19 protein-coding genes are annotated in these 19,107 nt (G+C 57.8%); 7 read left to right on the top strand and 12 right to left on the bottom strand.

Going from position 1 to position 19,107, the window contains the following annotated elements:
* The 8 genes from BMX80_RS09810 to BMX80_RS09775 all read right to left on the bottom strand — a co-directional run.
* Positions 1-268: transposase (locus BMX80_RS09810; protein WP_139214072.1), on the bottom strand; the 268-nt coding region annotated here is incomplete at its 3' end.
* A 9-nt stretch (positions 269-277) separates the two neighbouring features.
* Positions 278-607, bottom strand: coding sequence for a hypothetical protein (locus tag BMX80_RS09805; RefSeq protein ID WP_074867750.1), 330 nt, complete (start codon positions 605-607; stop codon positions 278-280).
* Between the two features lie 49 nt (positions 608-656).
* Positions 657-2,042, bottom strand: a complete 1,386-nt coding sequence (gene cysG / locus BMX80_RS09800; protein WP_074867747.1) for a siroheme synthase CysG — start codon at positions 2,040-2,042, stop codon at positions 657-659.
* Positions 2,043-2,139: 97 nt separating this feature from the next.
* Positions 2,140-3,417 carry a serine--tRNA ligase gene (gene serS, locus BMX80_RS09795; RefSeq protein ID WP_074867745.1) on the bottom strand — a complete coding sequence of 426 codons (1,278 nt, stop codon included), beginning with the start codon at positions 3,415-3,417 and terminating at the stop codon, positions 2,140-2,142.
* A gap of 81 nt (positions 3,418-3,498) precedes the next feature.
* Positions 3,499-3,873 carry a fluoride efflux transporter CrcB gene (gene crcB, locus BMX80_RS09790; RefSeq protein ID WP_071872688.1) on the bottom strand — a complete coding sequence of 125 codons (375 nt, stop codon included), beginning with the start codon at positions 3,871-3,873 and terminating at the stop codon, positions 3,499-3,501.
* Positions 3,870-5,195, bottom strand: a complete 1,326-nt coding sequence (locus tag BMX80_RS09785) for a replication-associated recombination protein A (RefSeq protein ID WP_074867742.1) — start codon at positions 5,193-5,195, stop codon at positions 3,870-3,872. Before BMX80_RS09785 ends, crcB begins: the two co-directional genes overlap by 4 nt.
* A gap of 1 nt (position 5,196) precedes the next feature.
* Entirely contained in the window at positions 5,197-5,805 is a 609-nt protein-coding gene (gene lolA, locus BMX80_RS09780) for an outer membrane lipoprotein periplasmic chaperone LolA (protein WP_407922791.1), read from the bottom strand.
* Positions 5,806-5,840: 35 nt separating this feature from the next.
* Positions 5,841-8,246 (bottom strand): DNA translocase FtsK, encoded by a 2,406-nt coding sequence (locus tag BMX80_RS09775; RefSeq protein WP_083394292.1) that lies wholly within the window; start codon positions 8,244-8,246, stop codon positions 5,841-5,843.
* 242 nt (positions 8,247-8,488) lie between these two features.
* Here BMX80_RS09775 and trxB point away from each other — a divergent pair, with 242 nt between their 5' ends.
* The 4 genes from trxB to infA all read left to right on the top strand — a co-directional run bounded on the left by trxB (position 8,489) and on the right by infA (position 11,238).
* On the top strand, positions 8,489-9,436 hold the full coding sequence (gene trxB, locus BMX80_RS09770; RefSeq protein ID WP_074867737.1) for a thioredoxin-disulfide reductase: 948 nt from the start codon (positions 8,489-8,491) through the stop codon (positions 9,434-9,436).
* 41 nt (positions 9,437-9,477) lie between these two features.
* Positions 9,478-10,158, top strand: a complete 681-nt coding sequence (gene aat, locus BMX80_RS09765) for a leucyl/phenylalanyl-tRNA--protein transferase (RefSeq protein ID WP_074867780.1) — start codon at positions 9,478-9,480, stop codon at positions 10,156-10,158.
* Between the two features lie 55 nt (positions 10,159-10,213).
* Positions 10,214-10,921, top strand: coding sequence for an arginyltransferase (locus BMX80_RS09760; RefSeq protein WP_074867734.1), 708 nt, complete (start codon positions 10,214-10,216; stop codon positions 10,919-10,921).
* A gap of 98 nt (positions 10,922-11,019) precedes the next feature.
* Complete coding sequence (infA, locus tag BMX80_RS09755) at positions 11,020-11,238, top strand: translation initiation factor IF-1 (protein ID WP_071872683.1); 219 nt, start codon at positions 11,020-11,022, stop codon at positions 11,236-11,238.
* An 89-nt stretch (positions 11,239-11,327) separates the two neighbouring features.
* Here infA and clpA read toward each other — a convergent pair whose 3' ends face one another.
* Entirely contained in the window at positions 11,328-13,598 is a 2,271-nt protein-coding gene (gene clpA, locus BMX80_RS09750) for an ATP-dependent Clp protease ATP-binding subunit ClpA (RefSeq protein ID WP_074867731.1), read from the bottom strand.
* Between the two features lie 27 nt (positions 13,599-13,625).
* Positions 13,626-14,000 (bottom strand): ATP-dependent Clp protease adapter ClpS, encoded by a 375-nt coding sequence (clpS, locus tag BMX80_RS09745; RefSeq protein ID WP_071872681.1) that lies wholly within the window; start codon positions 13,998-14,000, stop codon positions 13,626-13,628.
* Positions 14,001-14,204: 204 nt separating this feature from the next.
* On the opposite strand from clpS, the gene cspD reads away from it, so the two are divergent.
* A complete protein-coding gene (gene cspD / locus BMX80_RS09740; protein ID WP_074867728.1) occupies positions 14,205-14,459 on the top strand; it encodes a cold shock domain-containing protein CspD in 255 nt (84 codons plus the stop codon).
* A 57-nt stretch (positions 14,460-14,516) separates the two neighbouring features.
* Here the strand turns inward: cspD and BMX80_RS09735 are convergent, their stop codons facing one another.
* Complete coding sequence (locus BMX80_RS09735) at positions 14,517-16,181, bottom strand: electron transfer flavoprotein-ubiquinone oxidoreductase (protein WP_074867725.1); 1,665 nt, start codon at positions 16,179-16,181, stop codon at positions 14,517-14,519.
* A 326-nt stretch (positions 16,182-16,507) separates the two neighbouring features.
* On the opposite strand from BMX80_RS09735, the gene BMX80_RS09730 reads away from it, so the two are divergent.
* Both BMX80_RS09730 and BMX80_RS09725 read left to right on the top strand, forming a co-directional pair.
* Positions 16,508-17,257 (top strand): electron transfer flavoprotein subunit beta/FixA family protein, encoded by a 750-nt coding sequence (locus BMX80_RS09730; RefSeq protein WP_074867723.1) that lies wholly within the window; start codon positions 16,508-16,510, stop codon positions 17,255-17,257.
* Positions 17,257-18,186: an electron transfer flavoprotein subunit alpha/FixB family protein gene (locus BMX80_RS09725; RefSeq protein WP_071872677.1), complete on the top strand. Its 930-nt coding sequence runs from the start codon at positions 17,257-17,259 to the stop codon at positions 18,184-18,186. Before BMX80_RS09730 ends, BMX80_RS09725 begins: the two co-directional genes overlap by 1 nt.
* 55 nt (positions 18,187-18,241) lie before the next feature.
* Here BMX80_RS09725 and BMX80_RS09720 read toward each other — a convergent pair whose 3' ends face one another.
* Complete coding sequence (locus tag BMX80_RS09720) at positions 18,242-19,102, bottom strand: aldo/keto reductase (RefSeq protein ID WP_074867721.1); 861 nt, start codon at positions 19,100-19,102, stop codon at positions 18,242-18,244.
* Between the last annotated feature and the right edge of the window lie 5 nt (positions 19,103-19,107).

Genomic DNA, 19,107 nt, shown 5'->3' with positions numbered 1-19,107 from the left:
AGCCGCGAATAGCCTGACTGTCGTAAACCGCATCTTCTGTGCCTTCGTCCGAAAGACCAAAGCACTGCTGCACAACGTACAAGCGAAGCATGCGTGGCAAACCAATGCTGGGACGCCCACGCTTGCCCGTGTTGTCTGCATAGAAGGGGGCAATCTGAGCTTCAAGCAAGGTCCAAGGCGTGAGCTGCTCAAGATCGCTGAGAAATCGATCGCGGCGTGTCAGCTTTTTCTTGCCGGCATATTCGGCTTCGGAAAAGGTTTTTTGCATGCGGCTGACTCAGGCGATGGGCTTCCCGCGATTGTGCCAGCCAAGAGAGCTGCTGAGGAATAAATCAGCGTTTCCATAACGCTCACCCTTATCATTAGTAGCGCCCGAGCGCGCCTCAATCACTGCCCGCCAATGCTCAGAGTCTTGTTTGGGAGACCAAAATAATTCCACATCGATAACACAATTCTCAGGGCGCTCGACCACCTCACCCTCAAAAAACAAGGCACGCAACTGCTTATATTCGCGCTTACGACACCAGTGGAAAAAATTATTCTCTTCCAAGCGCGCCCATAGGCTTTCTCGGCAGGGGTTGATGGGGTCGATAACAAGCTGACTCATGAGGCTTCCTTACTCTTCTGTTATTCCCTGGGGATTAAACGCCGTTGGGCTAGGCAGTCGGCTTAAACCACTGCAAACGCTCTTGCAGTTGCACCACTTCGCCGACAATCACTAAGGTCGGCGCATGCACTTCGTGCTCGGCGACCAATTCAGCGAGGTTTGCTAAGGTGCCGGTAAACACCCGCTGCTGCGGTGTGGTGCCTTGTTGCACCAGAGCTGCGGGGGTGTTGGCGGCGCGGCCGTGGGCGATCAGCTCGCGGCAGATGTCACCCAGCCCCACCAAGCCCATGTAGAACACTAAGGTTTGGCTTGGCGCCACCAGCTCGGGCCAGGGCAAATTCAGGCTGCCGTCTTTCAAATGCCCGGTGATAAAGCGCACCGACTGCGCATGATCGCGGTGAGTGAGCGGAATGCCGGCATACGCTGCACAGCCGCTGGCAGCGGTGATGCCGGGCACGACTTGGAACGGGATGCCGTGAGCTGAGAGTTCGTCGATCTCCTCGCCGCCACGGCCGAAGATGAACGGGTCGCCGCCTTTTAAGCGCAGCACGCGCTTGCCTTCTTGGGCCAAACGCACCAGCAGTTGGTTGATTTCTTCCTGCGGCACGGCATGTTCGGCGCGGCGCTTGCCCACATAAATGCGGTCGGCATCGCGGCGACACAGCTCCAGAATCGGCTCGGCCACTAAGCGGTCGTACAGCACCACATCGGCCTGTTGCATCAGGCGAAGCGCGCGGAAGGTGAGCAAATCCGGGTCGCCGGGGCCGGCGCCGACCAGATACACCTCACCCGGTGCGGCCTGTTCGGCGGCGTGCAGTTTTGCCAGCAGAGTGTCTTCAGCCTGCTGCTCGCGGCCAGCGAACATGTGCTCGGCCACCGCGCCTTGGAAGATGTTCTCCCAAAAAATACGCCGCCCGCGCACATCACTGAATTGCGCTTTGACCTGCTGGCGAAATTTGGCCGCCAGCTGCGCTAAACGGGCATAACCCGGTGGCAGCCAGGTTTCCAACTTGGCGCGCACCAAACGGGCTAACACCGGCGCGTCGCCACCGCTGGACACGGCCACCATCAAGGGCGAGCGATCGACAATGGCGGGAAAGATCACCGTGCATAAATCCGGCGCATCCACGGCGTTAATCGGCAGATTGCGCTGCTGCGCGGCGGCTGAGATAGCCGCATTGACGTCACGTTCGTCGGTGGCGGCAATCACCAGCACGCAATCGGCCAAATCTGCAACCTGCCACTCGCGCACATGGCACACACCGCCGCCTGCGGCTACCAGCTGGGCCAGTTCAGGGTCGATCTCTGGCGCCACCACACGCAGCACAGCGCCGGCTTGGCTGAGCAAGCGGCCCTTACGCAGCGCCACTTCACCGCCGCCCACCAACAGCACCACGCGGCCTTTGAGGTTATGAAACAGCGGCAGAAAATCCATGGCTCACTCACTTGCTGATAAAAAAACGGCAGGGTTGCGATCAGCCTAAACGGCCAGCCGCGCCCTGCCCTTGATGCGTCTCAAGAGGTGACTAACCTCAAATGACTTCGATACCACCCATATACGGCTTGAGCACTTGTGGCACGCGGATGCTGCCATCGGCTTGCTGGTAGTTCTCCAGCACCGCCACTAAGGTGCGGCCAACGGCCAAACCTGAGCCGTTCAAGGTGTGCAGCAGTTCGGGCTTGCCGGTTTCCGGGTTGCGGTAACGGGCCTGCATGCGCCGCGCTTGGAAATCGCCACAGTTCGAGCACGAGGAGATCTCGCGGTATTTGCCTTGGCTCGGCACCCACACTTCGAGGTCGTAGGTCTTGGTCGCGCCAAAACCCATGTCGCCGGTGCACAGCGCCAGTACTCGGTACGGTAGCTCCAGCGCTTGGAGGATTTTTTCGGCGTGGCCGGTGAGTTCTTCCAACGCCTCGTAAGACTTGCTCGGCTCGACGATTTGTACCATCTCTACTTTGTCGAACTGGTGCTGGCGGATCATGCCGCGCGTGTCACGACCCGAAGCACCGGCTTCACTACGGAAGCACGGGGTATGCGCGACAAATTTCAGCGGCAGCGCTTTGGCTTCGACAATCTCACCGGCGACGATATTGGTCAGCGACACTTCGGCGGTGGGGATCAAATACAGGTCGGCTTGATCTTCACGCGGCAGCTTGAACAGGTCTTCTTCGAACTTAGGCAGCTGGCCGGTGCCTTGCAGCGCGTTGGCCTGCACCAGATACGGCGTGTAAGCCTCTTCGTAACCATGCTCGCTGGTGTGCAGGTTGAGCATGAACTGCGCCAGAGCACGGTGCAGACGGGCAATCGGCCCGCGCAGCAGCGCAAAGCGCGCGCCAGACAGCTTGGCGGCGGTATTGAAGTCTAAGTAGCCGTGCTTTTCACCCAAGGTAACGTGGTCGGCCACTTCGAAATCGAAACTCGCCGGGGTGCCCCAGCGGCGCACTTCGACGTTGTCATCTTCGCTGGCGCCCACCGGCACAGACTCGTGCGGCAGATTCGGCACGCCTAGCAACAGGTTATCCAGCTCGGCTTGAATCTCGTCCAGCTCGGTTTTTGCGGCGGCTAAGTCGCTGCCCATTTGCTCGACGGCGGCCAGCAAGGGGGCGATATCTTCGCCGCGCGCCTTGGCTTGGCCAATGCTTTTGGAGCGGCTGTTGCGCTCGGCTTGCAACGTTTCGGTGCGGGTTTGCACCTCTTTACGGCGTGCTTCGAGGGCTTCCAGACGGGCAACGTCCAGACTAAAACCACGCGTCGCCAGGCGGTCGGCAATTTCTTGCGGGTTGGCGCGCAGCAGTTTGGGATCAAGCATGGTGAAGTCTCTATAGCGATTCGTGAATAAATAATGGCGCAAGTGTACGCAGCTTAGCCGTGGCTGCCGAGTCTTTTGCCGTTAAAGCCGAGCCAAACTCATGCCCAGCCACGCGCAAGCCAGCCCACCGAGCAGGCTGCCAAGCACATACGCGGCCGCTGTCAGCGACTGGCCGTTTTCTAACAGCCGTAAGGCTTCGAGGCTAAAACTGGAGAAGGTGGTTAAGCCACCCAGCACCCCGGTCAGAATGCCAGTACGCAGCGCCAGCGGCAGTTCGGTGCGGGTTAAAAACCACGCCGAGAGAAAACCAATCAACAAGCAGCCGACAAGGTTGACCGCCAATGTGGCCAAGTAATAGTGACGCGGCCAGTGCGCGACAACGTAGGCGCTGGTTAAAAAACGCAGCACCGAGCCTGCCGCACCGCCAAGCGCCACAGCGGCAATCACTTGCATCATGGCTTTCTCCTTTGCCAGGGGCTGGCGTGGTCTTTGCCTTTGAGGGCGCGCAGTTTTTCGCCGATTTTTAGCTCCAGCCCGCGTGGTACGGGCTGGTAATACTGGCGTGGCTCTAGGCTCTCGGGGAAATAGTCTTCCCCGGCGGCATAGGCATCGGGTTCGTCATGGGCGTAACGGTATTCCTCACCGTAGCCGAGCTCTTTCATCAGTTTGGTGGGCGCATTACGCAAGTGCAGCGGTACTTCTAACGAGCCTTGCGCCTGCGCATCAGCCACGGCGGCCTTGTAGCCGCTGTACACGGCGTTGCTCTTCGGGGCGCAGGCCAAATAGACCAGTGCTTGGGCAATCGCCAGTTCGCCTTCGGGGCTGCCGAGGCGCTCTTGCACGTCCCAGGCATTAAGGCACAGGGTCAGCGCCCGTGGGTCGGCATTGCCGATGTCTTCACTGGCCATGCGTACTACGCGCCGCGCGATGTACAGCGGGTCGCAGCCGCCATCGAGCATGCGCGCATACCAATACAAGGTGGCATCGGGATTGGAGCCGCGCACCGACTTGTGCAAGGCGGAAATCTGGTCGTAAAAAGCCTCGCCGCCTTTATCAAAGCGCCGCCGCCCTTCGCTAAGCAGCGCGGTGAACTGCGCACCGGTCAGCTCGCTGCCGTCTTCGGCAAGGTCGGCGGCGTTCTCCAGTAAGTTAAGCAAGCGTCGACCATCGCCATCGGCAGCGCGCAGCAGCATGGCGCGGGCTTCATCCGCTAGGCGCAGCTGTCGCTCGCCCAAACCGCGCGGCTCGTTCAGAGCGCGCTCTAACAGGCGATTCAGCGCCTCGTCACTCAGGCTCTTGAGCACATAGACGCGCGCCCGTGAGAGCAAGGCGTTGTTCAGTTCGAACGAGGGATTTTCCGTGGTGGCGCCGACAAAAATCAGCGTGCCGTCTTCCACATAGGGCAAAAAGGCATCTTGCTGACTCTTGTTGAAGCGGTGCACTTCATCGACAAACAGCAAGGTGCGGCGGCGATACTGAGCCGCCTGCTGGCGAGCCATGTCCACGGCCTGACGAATTTCTTTCACCCCGGAGAGCACCGCCGAGAGGGTCTCAAAGTGCGCGTCGGTGACCTGCGCCAACAGCCGCGCCAAGGTGGTTTTGCCCACGCCCGGCGGCCCCCAGAAGATCATCGAGTGCAGCGCGCCGTGCTCCAGCGCTTCGCGCAGCGGTTTGCCGCGCGCTAACAGGTGCTCTTGCCCGACATACTCATCCAAGTTAGCGGCACGCAGGCGCGCTGCCAGTGGCTGCGCGGCCGGTGCGGCATCGAACAGGCCCACCTTAGCCCTCGATCACATCAACACCCTCAGGCACGACGAAGTCGAACTCGCTGTCTTGCAGCGGCTGGTTCATCTGCACCTCAAAGAACAGGATGTTGGTGCGCTGGCCCACGGCGTCAATCAACTGCATATCGTTGATAGTGCCATTGCGGAACGACAGGCGCAGGCTATCGAACAAGGTGTCTTTAGCCTTGGGTTTCAAGATGAAGTCCACCACGTTGCCGCCTTCGTTGACGCTGATCTCGAAGTTCTCGGCAATCTGGCTCACGTCACCCGAGAGCAGCAGCGCCGGGGTGTGGGTCAGGCGTTGATCCATCGCTTGGGTGGTGACTTGCTCCAGATCCGGGTCATACAGCCAGATCTTCTTGCCGTTGGAGACCAGCTCTTGTTCGAGCGGCGGGTCGGTGTGCCAACGAAACAAGCCGGGGCGCTTGAGTTTCAGGTTGCCGGCGGTTTCCTGCAGGTGGGTGCCGCCGCCGTCTAAGGTCAGCTGGGAAAAACGCCCGGTAATGGTCTGGGCTTTTTCTAACAGTTCAGACAGCCGCTGCGCCGCCTGCGCCTGATCGGCAGCGGCCCAAGGGGAAAACAACAGGCTGCCGAGCAGCCCCATCACAGCGATAAAACGCATTCGAGTTCCTTGATCGGTTAATCACGTACCGGCGGTGGCGCGAGCACTTCGCGCGAGCCATTGGTGTTCATTGAGGTCACCACGCCGGCGGCTTCCATGGATTCAATCATCCGCGCGGCGCGGTTGTAGCCGATTTTCAATTTGCGCTGCACGGCGGAGATCGACGCGCGGCGGCTTTCGGTGACAAAACGCACGGCTTCGTCGTAGAGCGGATCGGCTTCGTCGCCTTCGCTGTTGCCGCCGGTGCTATCGAAGCTACCGGCCGCACCACCCTCCTCGACACCTTCGAGGATTTCGTCGATGTACTCCGGCGAGCCGCGCTCTTTCCACGCTTCGACCACACGATGCACTTCATCATCAGAGACAAACGCGCCGTGCACGCGAATCGGCAAGCTGGTACCGGGCGGCATGTAGAGCATGTCACCGTGGCCGAGCAGCTGTTCAGCGCCGCCTTGGTCAAGAATGGTCCGCGAGTCGATCTTGCTCGACACTTGGAAAGCAATCCGGGTGGGAATATTGGCCTTGATCAGGCCGGTAATCACATCCACCGACGGACGCTGGGTGGCCAGAATCAAGTGGATGCCGGCAGCACGGGCTTTCTGTGCAATACGCGCAATGAGTTCTTCGACCTTTTTGCCGACGATCATCATCATGTCGGCAAATTCGTCGATCACCACCACGATCACTGGCAGGTGCTTGAGGTACGGCGCTTGTTCGTCCGGCGTTTCGGCGCGGAATAGCGGATCAAGCAGCGGCTCGCCAGCCTCTTCGGCTTCACGCACTTTGCGGTTGTAACCGGCCAAGTTACGCACGCCGAGTTTGGCCATCAGCTTGTAGCGGCGCTCCATCTCGGCCACCGACCAGCGCAGCGAGTTGGCGGCTTCTTTCATGTCGGTCACCACCGGGCACAGCAAGTGCGGGATGCCCTCGTAGATCGACAGCTCAAGCATTTTCGGGTCGATCATGATCAGCCGCACCTGCTCAGGCGCTGACTTGAACAGAATCGACAGCAGCATGGCATTCACACCCACCGACTTACCCGAGCCGGTGGTGCCCGCCACCAGCAAGTGCGGCATTTTGGCCAGGTCGGCACACACCGGCTGGCCAGCAATATCGTGGCCCAGCGCTAGGGTGACTGGCGACTTGGAGTCATCGAAGGCACGGCTACCGAGCACCTCAGAGAAGCGCACGATGTCGCGGTCTTCGTTGGGTACTTCGATACCCACGGTGGTTTTGCCGGGAATCACTTCCACCACGCGCACGCTGATCATCGCCATCGAGCGGGCCAAGTCTTTCGCCAGATTGGCGATTTTCGCCACTTTTACCCCGGGGGCTGGCTGAATCTCGAAGCGAGTAATCACCGGGCCGGGATGCACGGATTCCACACTGGCTTCGACGCCAAACTCTTTGAGTTTGATCTCCAGCAGGCGCGACATGGCTTCCAGCGATTCAGCCGAGTAGCTCTTTTGCTTTTTCTCCGCCGGGTCGAGCAACGACAACGGCGGCAAACTGCCGGGCTCGACGCTGTCGGTAAACAGGGTTTGCTGTTTTTCTTTCAGCACGCGCTTGCTGGGCTCAGCGGCGGCAGGCTTAGGCAATTCGATTTGCGGAGCAACGCGGGTTTCGCGCTGGGTCATGTGCGAGCTGAGCGCTTGCTCACGCTCCAGCATGCGCTGCTTCACCTTGCTCTGTTCATCCAGGCTGGGCACTGAGCTAGACACTTCAGCTACGCGGTCATCAATGTCGCGCAGTTGCGCGCTGATGTTTTTGCGGTTTTGCCGGTTATCCCACCAGCGCTGCAGCGCGCTCTGGGTGAGCTCCAGCAAGTCCAAAGTGACTTTGCCGGTGAAATCCATAATGCGGAACCACGACAGATCGCTATACGCGGTGATGCCAATCAGCACCAAGGCCAAGCCGAGCAATGTCGAACCCTGTACATTTAGCCAATCCAGCGCCAGCTGCCCAAGACTTGCCCCTAAGATGCCCCCCGCGCCCTGCGGCAAGCTGCTCGGCGAGGAGAAATGCACATAAGCCAATACGGTGCCGCTGAGCATCAGCAGCAGAAAGCCGAACACACGCCACGTGAATACCCAGCCATTCCACTGCCAAGCCTGCTTACGCTGGCGGAACAACTGCCAGACTTTAATCAACATCAGCAGCGGCAGCAGATAGGTGAAATAGCCAAATAATGAAAACAGCATGTCTGACAGCACGGCGCCCAATACACCGCCGGCGTTCATGATTTCGCCGCCGCGCCCGCTGCTCGACCAACCCGGATCGGTAGGGCTATAGCTCAGCAGCAGCATCCAGCCATAGGCGCACAACAGCATCAGCCCTAACAACAGGCCTTCTTTTAGACGCGCTGGCAAATGGGCAGCAGAGAGCGATATGGCTTTGCTGGCGGTTAGGCTTTTGTCTGTCAAAACAAAGACATCCTGCGATTTCTTGAAGCTAGCTAGTTTACGACGTGCGCATCAGGATTCCACGACTTGCGCCGCGAAATCCCCAGTTGACTTGAAAAGACGCCGCGCGCCCTCATATTTCAGGGCTAGGCAGCGCGCGCTTTTACTGCGCCAGTGCCTTCGTTGTAGCATACCCGGATTCTTAGGCGGGCGGCATGCGGGCCGTCTTCTTCATATCTAACAAAGACTTATGGAGCTTATTTATGAGCGAAGTCAAGCACTCGCGCCTGATCATTCTCGGCTCAGGCCCAGCCGGCTATACCGCCGCTGTGTACGCAGCCCGCGCCAACCTCAAACCTGTAGTGATCACCGGCATTCAGCCCGGCGGCCAGCTGACCACCACTACCGAAGTGGATAACTGGCCCGGCGACGTCGAAGGCCTTACCGGCCCGGCACTGATGGAGCGCATGCAAAAGCATGCCGAGCGTTTCGATACCGAAGTGCTGTTTGACCATATTCACACCGCCGAACTGCAGCAGCGCCCCTTTGTGCTCAAAGGCGACAGCGGCACTTACAGCTGTGATGCGCTGATCATTGCCACTGGCGCCTCGGCTCAATACCTCGGCCTGCCCTCTGAAGAAGCCTTCATGGGTAAAGGCGTGTCCGCTTGCGCGACCTGCGACGGCTTCTTCTATCGCAACCAAGTGGTCTGCGTGGTGGGTGGTGGCAACACCGCCGTTGAAGAGGCGCTGTACCTCTCCAATATCGCCAAAGAAGTGCACTTAATTCACCGTCGCGACGCCCTGCGCTCGGAGAAGATCCTCCAAGACAAACTGTTTGAGAAAGCGCAGAACGGCAATATCCGCCTGCACTGGAATAACACGCTGGATGAAGTACTGGGCGACGACATGGGCGTCACCGGTGTGCGCATCAAGTCCACCGAAACCGGCGAAACTCAAGAGCTGGCCCTGGCTGGCGTGTTTATCGCCATCGGCCACAAGCCCAACACCGACCTGTTCAAAGACCAGCTGGCGATGAAAGATGGCTACCTGAAGATTCACGGCGGCAGCGAAGGCAACGCGACGCAAACTAGTATCGAAGGCGTGTTCGCCGCCGGTGACGTGGCTGACCATATTTACCGTCAGGCGATCACTTCGGCTGGTGCTGGCTGTATGGCAGCGCTGGACGCCGAACGTTACCTCGACGAATAAGCCTCTAAGCGGCCCGTTAAGCGGGCCGCTGCGCTTTTATGCTGATCCCTTGGCTTGATCGTTACTCGCTGAGCTTCCCACCGCTAGAGCACGCGCTGGAAGAACCCAATGGCCTGCTTGCCGTGGGTGGCGACTTAAGCCCTGAGCGCCTGTTAGCAGCCTACCGGCACGGCTGCTTTCCGTGGTTTGAAGACGGTCAAGAAATTCTCTGGTGGGCACCTAACCCACGCACTGTGGTTATTCCGCAACAGCTGCACCTGCCAAAAAGCCTGAAAAAAGTACTTCGCCGCGGAGTGTTTACCGTCACATTCGACCAAGCCTTTAATGCCGTGATCGAAGGCTGTGCCGGGCCGCGCAACTACACCGACCAAACCTGGATAACCGACGAGATGCAGCAAGCCTATTGCCAGCTGCATCTGCTCGGCCATGCGCACTCGGTCGAGGTTTGGCAGGATGGCCAGTTGGTGGGCGGTCTTTATGGCCTGGCTATCGGCAAGGTGTTTTACGGCGAGTCGATGTTCAGCCGCCGCAACGATGCCTCAAAAGTCGGCTTTGCTACCCTGGTGAGTAAACTCACGCAGTGGGGCTTTGAACTGATTGACTGCCAAATGCACACCGAACACTTGGCGCGTTTTGGCGCTATCGCGATTGACCGTGCTGACTTCGCTGCGCGCTTACAACGACTCTGCCCAGCGGCCACAAACGCCGACTGGGTCGCCTAGGCGAATCCCCTCGCCTGTCTTACACTGAAACGCAGATACCCGTGGACGCAACGCCATGACCGAGCTGGCTCGTCTCAAGTTTTACGCCACCCAACCACACCCGTGCAGCTATCTGCCGCGGGAGACCGCCACGACGCTGTTTCTCGACCCCGCGCAGCCGATGAACAGCCTGCTGTATGCCGAACTATCCGAGCTGGGCTTTCGTCGCAGTGGTGACCACCTGTATCGCCCGCACTGCCAAACCTGCCAAGCGTGCATCCCCGCGCGCATCCCCGTGGAGCTGTTTCGCCCGACGCGCACCCAGCAAAAAATCGTCCGACGTAATAGCGATCTCACTGTGACGCGTCAGCGCCCGCATGTGTGCGCCGAGTATTACGACCTCTACGCTCGCTACATCTGCGCCCGCCATGCCGACGGCGATATGTACCCGCCCAGTGAAGACCAGTTCGAAAGCTTTCTGGTCCGCGACCTGCCGTTTGCTTGGTTTTACGAGTTTCGCTTAGCCGGGCGCTTAGTCGCGTTAGCGGTGTGTGACGTGCTGCCCAATGGGCTTTCAGCCGTGTACACCTTCTTCGATCCTGAGCAAGATAAGCGCAGCCTCGGGCGCTTCGCGGTGCTCTGGCAAATCGCCGAATGTCGCCGACTAGGGCTGCCGGCGCTGTATCTTGGTTATTGGATCAAGAACTGCCGCAAGATGAGTTACAAACGCGAATATCGCCCCCTCGAAGTCTATGTTCAGCAGCGCTGGACATTACTGACCTAACCCTCTTGGCCAACTAAGTTGGCGAAAACGCTGGTTTTCAGGCACAATGCGCCGGATTTTTTTCTCGGCTCAAAGGAGCCTATGCACGAGGGGCATACATGTCGAAAGAAGACAGCATCGAAATGGAAGGCACCGTGATCGACACCCTGCCGAACACCATGTTCCGAGTGGAACTGGAAAACGGCCATGTGGTGACCGCGCACATTTCCGGCAAGATGCGTAAGAACTACATCCGCATTCTGACTGGCGACAAGGTCCGCGTTGAACTGACGCCTTACGACCTGAGCAAAGGCCGCATTACTTACCGCGCCCGCTAACAGAGTCGCGCACGCCAAGCGCGTGCACGGGTGCCTTAAGCACCAAAAGAAAAGGCCGGAACATTCCGGCCTTTTGCGTTGCCAGCCGTTTAGGCTGGCGCGGCTTCTTTGGCAACCACAAACTCTGGCTCGTCGTCTTTTAAGCCGACCTCGACAGTGCCGCCGATATCCGCCAGCTCACCGAACAAGATCATTTCCGCCAAGGGCCGCTTGATCTTGTCTTGAATCAGACGGTGCATCGGGCGTGCGCCCATGGCTTCGTCATAGCCATGAATGGCCAGCCAATCACGCACATCTTCATCGACCACCAGATGGACTTTCTTATCTTCCAACTGCGCTTGCAGCTCGGTAAGAAACTTATCCACCACCGACTTGATGGTTTCGTGAGTTAAGCGGCCGAACTGAATAATGCTATCCAAGCGGTTGCGGAACTCCGGCGTGAAGGTCTTTTTAATCACTTCCATGCCGTCCGTGGTGTGATCCTGACGGGTGAAGCCGATCGACGCCCGCGCCATGTGCTCAGCACCGGCGTTGGTGGTGAGAATAATGATCACATTGCGAAAATCCGCCTTGCGGCCATTGTTATCGGTCAGGGTGCCGTGATCCATCACTTGCAACAGCAAGTTAAAGACCTCCGGGTGCGCCTTCTCGATCTCATCGAGCAACAACACGCAATGAGGCGACTTGGTGATGGCCTCGGTAAGCAAGCCACCTTGGTCGTAACCCACATAACCCGGTGGTGCGCCGATCAAGCGCGAAACGGTATGCCGCTCCATGTATTCGGACATATCGAAACGCACCAGATCGATACCCAGCGTCTTCGCCAACTGGCGCGCGACTTCGGTTTTACCAACCCCGGTGGGGCCAGCAAACAAGAACGAACCAACCGGCTTATCCGGCGCCTTAAGGCCAGCGCGTGACAGCTTGATGGCGGTCGACAACGAAGCAATGGCCTGATCTTGGCCGAAAACGGTCAAGCGCAGATCACGATCTAGGTTGCGCAGTAGTTCTTTATCTGAGGTGCTGACGCTCTTAGGCGGAATGCGTGCGATCTTGGCGACCACATCCTCTACCTGAGCCACATCGATACGCTTTAGGCGCTTCTCGGTGGGCTGCAAGCGCTGATACGCACCCGCCTCATCGATGACATCAATCGCTTTGTCCGGCATATGCCGATCGTTGATGTAGCGTGCGGCTAATTCAGCGGCCGCACGCAGCGACTCATCGCTGTACTCCACTTCGTGATGCTGCTCGAAGCGGCTCTTCAAGCCACGCAGGATACCCACGGTGTCTTCCACCGTGGGTTCAAGCACATCGACTTTTTGGAAGCGACGCGCCAAGGCGCGATCTTTCTCAAAGATGCCGCGAAACTCTTGGAAGGTGGTCGAGCCGATGCAGCGAATCTCACCTGATGACAACAACGGCTTGAGCAAATTCGATGCATCCATCACCCCACCGGAGGCCGCACCCGCGCCAATAATGGTGTGAATTTCGTCGATAAACAGCACGGCATGGGGCTTTTTGCGCAGCTCATTGAGCAGCGACTTAAAGCGCTTCTCAAAATCACCACGGTATTTTGTACCGGCCAGCAAAGCACCTAAATCGAGCGAATAGACCACGCTGCTCGACAGTAAATCGGGCACTTGGCCGTCGACAATGCGTTTAGCCAAGCCTTCGGCAATGGCGGTTTTACCGACGCCAGCCTCGCCCACCAGCAAGGGGTTGTTCTTGCGGCGCCGAGCGAGAATTTGCGCCACCCGCTCCACTTCATGTTCGCGACCCACCAGCGGATCAATCCGCCCGCTACGCGCTTGCTCGTTGAGATTACTGGCGTACGCCTCTAGCGGGTTGCTGGCAGCTGCGCCTTCTCCACCCTCTTCATCGCTCGCCTCATGGCCGTGGTCGTGCGGATCTTGATGACCCGGCACTTTGGAGATGCCATGCGCGATAAAATTCACCACATCGATGCGCGCAACGTTTTGCTGTTTGAGGAAGAACACCGCTTGGCTTTCTTGCTCGCTAAAAATGGCCACCAAGACGTTAGCGCCGGTCACTTCACGCTTGCCGGAGCTTTGTACGTGGAACACCGCACGCTGCAGCACGCGCTGAAAGCCTAAGGTGGGCTGCGTTTCACGCGACTCATCAACGCCTGGAATCAGCGGTGTGGTGGAGTCGATAAACTCGGTCAGGTCGCGGCGCAGCTTATCCATATTGGCGCCGCAGGCGCGCAATACGGTGGCTGCCGCATCGTTGTCTAATAAGGCCAGCAAGAGGTGCTCGACCGTCATGAACTCATGACGCTTCGCGCGAGCCTCTTTAAAGGCCAGATTGAGGGTTACTTCGAGCTCTCGATTCAGCATGGCGCTCACCTCATCACTCGGGTCAATTCAGACATCCTTCTCTATCTCACAGAGTAGCGGATGATGGCTTTCCCGAGCGTATTGATTCACTTGCATCGCTTTGGTCTCGGCCACATCTCGACTAAAGATGCCGCAAACTGCTTGTCCTTTAGTATGGACGGTCAACATGATCTGTGTGGCCTGTTCGCGTGTTTTTGCAAAAAATTGTTCGAGCACCTCCACCACGAAGTCCATCGGCGTGTAGTCATCATTCATCATGATGACCTTGTACATGGCCGGCGGCTTCAGCTCTGGCTTACTCTCCTCAACCGCCAATCCCCAATCGTCATGCACGTCATGCTGCGGGTCATCTGGGTTATTACTGAGTTGAATGCGCTGTCGCTGATTTTCAAGGCTTTGCATGGTTTTGGTCGTTCTATTGTCCGGTTCGCGCGATAAAGTTCGCATTTAAACATTCGACGAGCTTGACTTGTCGCGATTCAGTGCTACAACCACAAGATACCCGCAATTGTGCGGTCGTGGTGCCTTGAAGGAGTGAGGACACTTACCTTCAAGGCGTTGTGGATAATACCCCAGCCTCGGGGTGGCTTGCAGAGGGATACAGGCATGCTGAGCGGCAAGGTCAAGTGGTTCAACAACGCAAAAGGGTATGGCTTCATTATTGCCGATGGCAGTGACGAAGACTTGTTTGTGCACTACTCCGCCATCGAAATGGATGGCTACAAGACTCTCAAGGCCGGTCAGCCGGTGCAGTTTGAGATCATTCAAGGCCCCAAAGGCCTGCACGCCGTAAAAATCAGCGCACTGGAAACCTCCGCGCCTGCAAGCTCCACGCAAGCACGCACTACTGAACACGCTTAATTCTACGGCCCTTAAACAACAAAGCCCGCAATCGCGGGCTTTGTTGTTTTTGAACATTTACATGTTCGGGTAGTTCGGACCACCAGCACCTTCTGGTGCCACCCACGTGATGTTCTGGGCTGGGTCTTTAATGTCGCAGGTTTTGCAGTGTACGCAGTTCTGCGCGTTGATCTGGAAGCGCTTCTCGCCGTCTTCCTTTTCAACGATCTCGTACACACCAGCCGGGCAGTAACGCTGCGCAGGCTCGTCGTACAGCGGCAAGTTTTTCGCCAGCGGAATCGAGTCGTCTTTAAGCTTCAGGTGGCACGGCTGCTCTTCTTCATGGTTGGTGTTAGAGAGGAACACCGAAGACAGCTTGTCGAAGCTGATCTTACCATCCGGCTTGGGATAGCTGATCTTCGCGCAGTCAGCCGCCGGCTTTAAGCAGGCGTAGTCTGGCTTAGTGTCACGCAGAGTGAATGGCATTTTGCCGCCAAAGATATTTTGGTCGACGTAGTTGAAAGCACCGCCCAACAGCGCACCGTACTTGTGAATAGCCGGGCCAAAGTTACGCGAACGGAACAGCTCGGCGTACAGCCAGCTAGCCTTGAAGCCTTCCACGTAGCTGTTCAGCACGTCGCCGCCTTCACCACCAGCCAACAGCGCATCGGCCACAGCATCCGCAGCCAACATGCCCGACTTCATGGCGGTGTGACTGCCTTTGATCTTGGCGAAGTTCAACGTACCCAGATCACAACCCACCAGTGCGCCGCCCGGGAAGACCATCTTCGGCAGCGAGTTCAAGCCACCTTTACAGATAGCGCGAGCGCCGTAGCAAATGCGCTTGCCGCCTTCGAGGTACTGTTTGATTTTGGGGTGATGCTTGTAACGCTGGAACTCATCAAACGGCGACAGGTGCGGGTTGCCGTAGGACAGGTCGATGATCAAGCCCACAACCACTTGGTTATTTTCCAAGTGATAGAGGAACGAACCACCGGTGTTTTCGGTGCCCAAGGTATCCAGCGGCCAGCCAGCGGTGTGCACCACCAAGCCTTGCTCGTGCTTGGCGGGGTCGATTTCCCACAGCTCTTTAATACCAATGCCGTAATGCTGGGCATCGGCTTCGCTATCCAGGCTGTATTTGGCAATCAGCTCTTTGCCCAAGTGGCCGCGGCAGCCCTCGGCAAACAGGGTGTACTTGCCGCGCAGCTCCATACCCGGGGTGTACATGCCGTCTTTCGGATTGCCTTCGCGGTCAACGCCCAAGTCACCGGTCACGATGCCGCGCACGACGTTGTTGTCGTCAACCAGCAGCTCTTGCGCGGTGAAACCCGGGTAAATTTCTACGCCCAGGTTTTCTGCCTGCTGCGCCAACCAACGGCACAGGTTACCCAGCGAAATAATGTAGTTGCCATGGTTGTGCATGGTCTTAGGCACGAGCAGATCAGGCAGTTTGACGGCCTTTTCTTCGCTCTGCAGGAAGTAGATGTCGTCGCGCTTAACCGGCGTATTTAGCGGCGCTTCAAGCTCTTTCCAGTTCGGGAACAGCTCTTCTAGGGCGCGCGGCTCAAACACAGCACCAGAGAGAATGTGGGCGCCGACCTCGGAACCTTTTTCGACCACGCAGACACTCAGTTCTTTACCGGCGTCAGCGGCCTTTTGCTTCAGTCGACAGGCGGCGGACAAGCCTGCGGGGCCTGCACCGACGACGACGACGTCGAATTCCATGTATTCGCGTTCCACTATTCGATCTCCTACACTGGGCTAATCGGACATTATGAATATTTTATGCTTGCCGGTCTTATCCGTGACCAAAACGCTTGCATTATATCTAGCCACCGCGAAGCGTCCAATACAAACGTTTGTTTGAATTCTGTAAAACCCTTGTAGACTCAGGCCTTGGAACGGTTTTAGCAGCCGATCGTGTATTGACCCTAACCGCTTCTGCGGTCAAGATACGGGCGGTTTTGCTGACGCTGTTCGGTATTTTTATCGGTTTCGGCCGACTTGCATCACCGGCCAGGCTAGCCTTGGCGATATCCAATTCAACCGGATAGAACGAGGAATCCATGAAGGTTCTTGTAGCTGTTAAACGAGTGGTCGACTACAACGTCAAGGTTCGCGTGAAAGCGGACGAAACCGGCGTTGACCTGGCTAACGTCAAAATGTCCATGAACCCCTTCTGCGAAATCGCAGTAGAGGAAGCTGTACGCCTGAAAGAAAAAGGCGTTGCGAGCGAAATCGTTGTGGTTACCATCGGCCCCAAAGAAGCCCAAGAGCAGCTGCGTACTGCCCTGGCGCTGGGTGCTGACCGTGCCATCCTGGTCGAGACTGCTGAAGAAGTAGGTTCGCTGGGTGTTGCCAAGGTTCTGAAAGCTGTTGTTGAAAAAGAGCAGCCTGGCCTGGTCATCTTGGGCAAGCAGTCCATTGACTCTGACAACAACCAAACTGGCCAGATGCTGGGCGCCCTGACCGGCATGCCGCAAGGCACCTTCGCTTCTAAAGTGGAAGTGGCTGGCGACAGGGTTAACGTAACCCGCGAAATCGACGGCGGTCTGCAGACCGTTGCGCTGAACTTGCCGGCTATCGTGACCACCGACCTGCGCCTGAACGAGCCGCGCTACGCTTCACTGCCGAACATCATGAAGGCTAAGAAGAAGCCGCTGGATGTTCAGACTGCCGACGCGCTGGGCGTTGCCCTGACCTCCACCGTTAAGACCGTTAAAGTCACTCCACCGCCGACCCGCCAGGCCGGCATCAAGGTGAAGACTGTGGCTGAACTGGTCGAAAAACTGAAGAACGAGGCGAAAGTAATCTAATGGCTATCTTGGTAGTTGCTGATCACAATAACTCCGCTCTGGGCGCATCCACGCTGAACACCGTGACTGCCGCCACTGCCATCGGTGGTGATGTGCACGTACTGGTAGCTGGCACTGGTTGTGCTGCGGTTGCCGACGCTGCTGCAAAAGTAGCGGGTGTTAGCAAAGTACTGCTGGCTGACAACGCTGCGTACGCTAACCAGCTGCCGGAAAACGTTGCTCCGCTGGTTGCTGAGCTGGGCAAAGGCTACGGCCACGTTCTGGCTTCCGCCACCACCACTGGCAAAAACATCCTGCCGCGCGTTGCCGCTGCACTGGACGTTGACCAGATCTCGGAAATCACCAAAGTAGAAAGCGCCGACACTTTCCAGCGCCCGATCTATGCCGGTAACGCTATCGCTACCGTGCAGTCGAGTGCTGCCGTCAAGGTCATCACCGTGCGCTCTACTGGTTTCGACGCTGCTGCTGCCGAAGGCGGTTCTGCTGCTGTTGAAGCGGTTGCCACTGCAAACGACGCCGGTGTTTCTGCCTTCGTTGGCGAGGAACTGGCGAAGTCTGACCGTCCTGAGCTGACGGCTGCCAAGATCGTGATCTCTGGTGGTCGCGGCATGCAGAACGGCGACAACTTCGAGCTGCTGTACAAAGTAGCTGACAAGCTGGGCGCTGCTGTAGGTGCTTCGCGCGCCGCGGTTGACGCAGGCTTCGTACCGAACGACATGCAGGTTGGTCAAACCGGTAAGATCGTTGCTCCGCAGCTGTACGTTGCGGTCGGCATCTCCGGCGCCATCCAGCACTTGGCTGGTATGAAAGACTCTAAGGTCATCGTAGCGATCAACAAAGACGAAGAAGCCCCGATTTTCCAAGTGGCTGATTACGGTCTGGTTGCTGACCTGTTCGAAGCTGTTCCTGAGCTGGAGTCGCTGGTTTAATCCAGTCTCCGCTTAACAAAACGCCCCGCTTAATGCGGGGCGTTTTGTTTCTGCCTTAAGCCACTTGATGACCGCGCGCAGCCTCTGCCAAATAAAACCACTCCTGCCGGGTTAGCTGAATGCTCAGCCCTGCCAAGGCACCTGTGATGCGCTCAGGCCGCAAACTACCCAAGATAGCCATCGGCGCGCCAGGCAAAGCACGCACCCAAGCCAAGGCTATTTGTTCGGCAGTCACACCACGCTGCACCGCCACGGCTTTTAGCGCATCCAGCAATTTGCCCGCAAAACGACCGCCTGCCATGGGCGACCAAGCCATCACCTGCACGTTAGCGTTAGCCAATAGATTCAGCTGACCATCCCATACCGCCGACTGCGCAGCCAGCGACAGCTCGATTTGGTTACACGCCAGCGGCACATGCTCAGCGAGTGCCTGCCATTGCGCGGGTAAGAAATTAGACACGCCAATCCAGCGCACTTTGCCGCTATTGATCATGCCCTGCAGCGTTTGCGCCAGCTCACGCACATCCATCAATGGATCAGGCCGGTGCACCAGAAAGCCATCGAGATAATCCGTGCCTAAGCGCTGCAAACTGCCATCAAGCTGTTGCTGCAGATACGCACAGCTAGTGTCGTAGTGTTTCACCTGCCAAGGCGACTTATCGGCCTGAGCCGTGACAATATCCGCTTTACTGATCAGCACTAGCTGTTCACGCAGCGCTGGCTTAAGCGCCAAAGCCTGACCAAAGCGCGCCTCACAACTGCCTGCGCCGTAAATATCCGCATGATCAAACACGCTGACGCCTTGCTCTAAGCACTGCTCGGTAAAGGTCAGCAGCGCTTGATCGCTGGCTAAATCGGGATAGTCGCCCAAGCGCATCATGCCGATGGCCAGTGGCTGTTTTAGTGCAGCTTGCATGCTAA

The sequence above is a fragment of the Atopomonas hussainii genome, from assembly GCF_900109735.1.
In the GTDB taxonomy this organism is placed as follows: domain Bacteria; phylum Pseudomonadota; class Gammaproteobacteria; order Pseudomonadales; family Pseudomonadaceae; genus Atopomonas; species Atopomonas hussainii.
This window is presented reverse-complemented; position numbering and strand designations above follow the sequence as displayed.

Coding starts and splice junctions, on each gene's coding strand:
- serS (WP_074867745.1), bottom strand. CDS start 3,417: ATGCTTGATCCCAAACTGCTGCGCGCCAACCCGCAAGAAATTGCCGAC.
- cysG (WP_074867747.1), bottom strand. CDS start 2,042: ATGGATTTTCTGCCGCTGTTTCATAACCTCAAAGGCCGCGTGGTGCTG.
- crcB (WP_071872688.1), bottom strand. CDS start 3,873: ATGATGCAAGTGATTGCCGCTGTGGCGCTTGGCGGTGCGGCAGGCTCG.
- BMX80_RS09720 (WP_074867721.1), bottom strand. CDS start 19,102: ATGCAAGCTGCACTAAAACAGCCACTGGCCATCGGCATGATGCGCTTG.
- lolA (WP_407922791.1), bottom strand. CDS start 5,805: ATGGGGCTGCTCGGCAGCCTGTTGTTTTCCCCTTGGGCCGCTGCCGAT.
- cspD (WP_074867728.1), top strand. CDS start 14,205: ATGCTGAGCGGCAAGGTCAAGTGGTTCAACAACGCAAAAGGGTATGGC.
- trxB (WP_074867737.1), top strand. CDS start 8,489: ATGAGCGAAGTCAAGCACTCGCGCCTGATCATTCTCGGCTCAGGCCCA.
- infA (WP_071872683.1), top strand. CDS start 11,020: ATGTCGAAAGAAGACAGCATCGAAATGGAAGGCACCGTGATCGACACC.
- BMX80_RS09760 (WP_074867734.1), top strand. CDS start 10,214: ATGACCGAGCTGGCTCGTCTCAAGTTTTACGCCACCCAACCACACCCG.
- clpS (WP_071872681.1), bottom strand. CDS start 14,000: ATGCAAAGCCTTGAAAATCAGCGACAGCGCATTCAACTCAGTAATAAC.
- BMX80_RS09805 (WP_074867750.1), bottom strand. CDS start 607: ATGAGTCAGCTTGTTATCGACCCCATCAACCCCTGCCGAGAAAGCCTA.
- BMX80_RS09730 (WP_074867723.1), top strand. CDS start 16,508: ATGAAGGTTCTTGTAGCTGTTAAACGAGTGGTCGACTACAACGTCAAG.
- BMX80_RS09725 (WP_071872677.1), top strand. CDS start 17,257: ATGGCTATCTTGGTAGTTGCTGATCACAATAACTCCGCTCTGGGCGCA.
- clpA (WP_074867731.1), bottom strand. CDS start 13,598: ATGCTGAATCGAGAGCTCGAAGTAACCCTCAATCTGGCCTTTAAAGAG.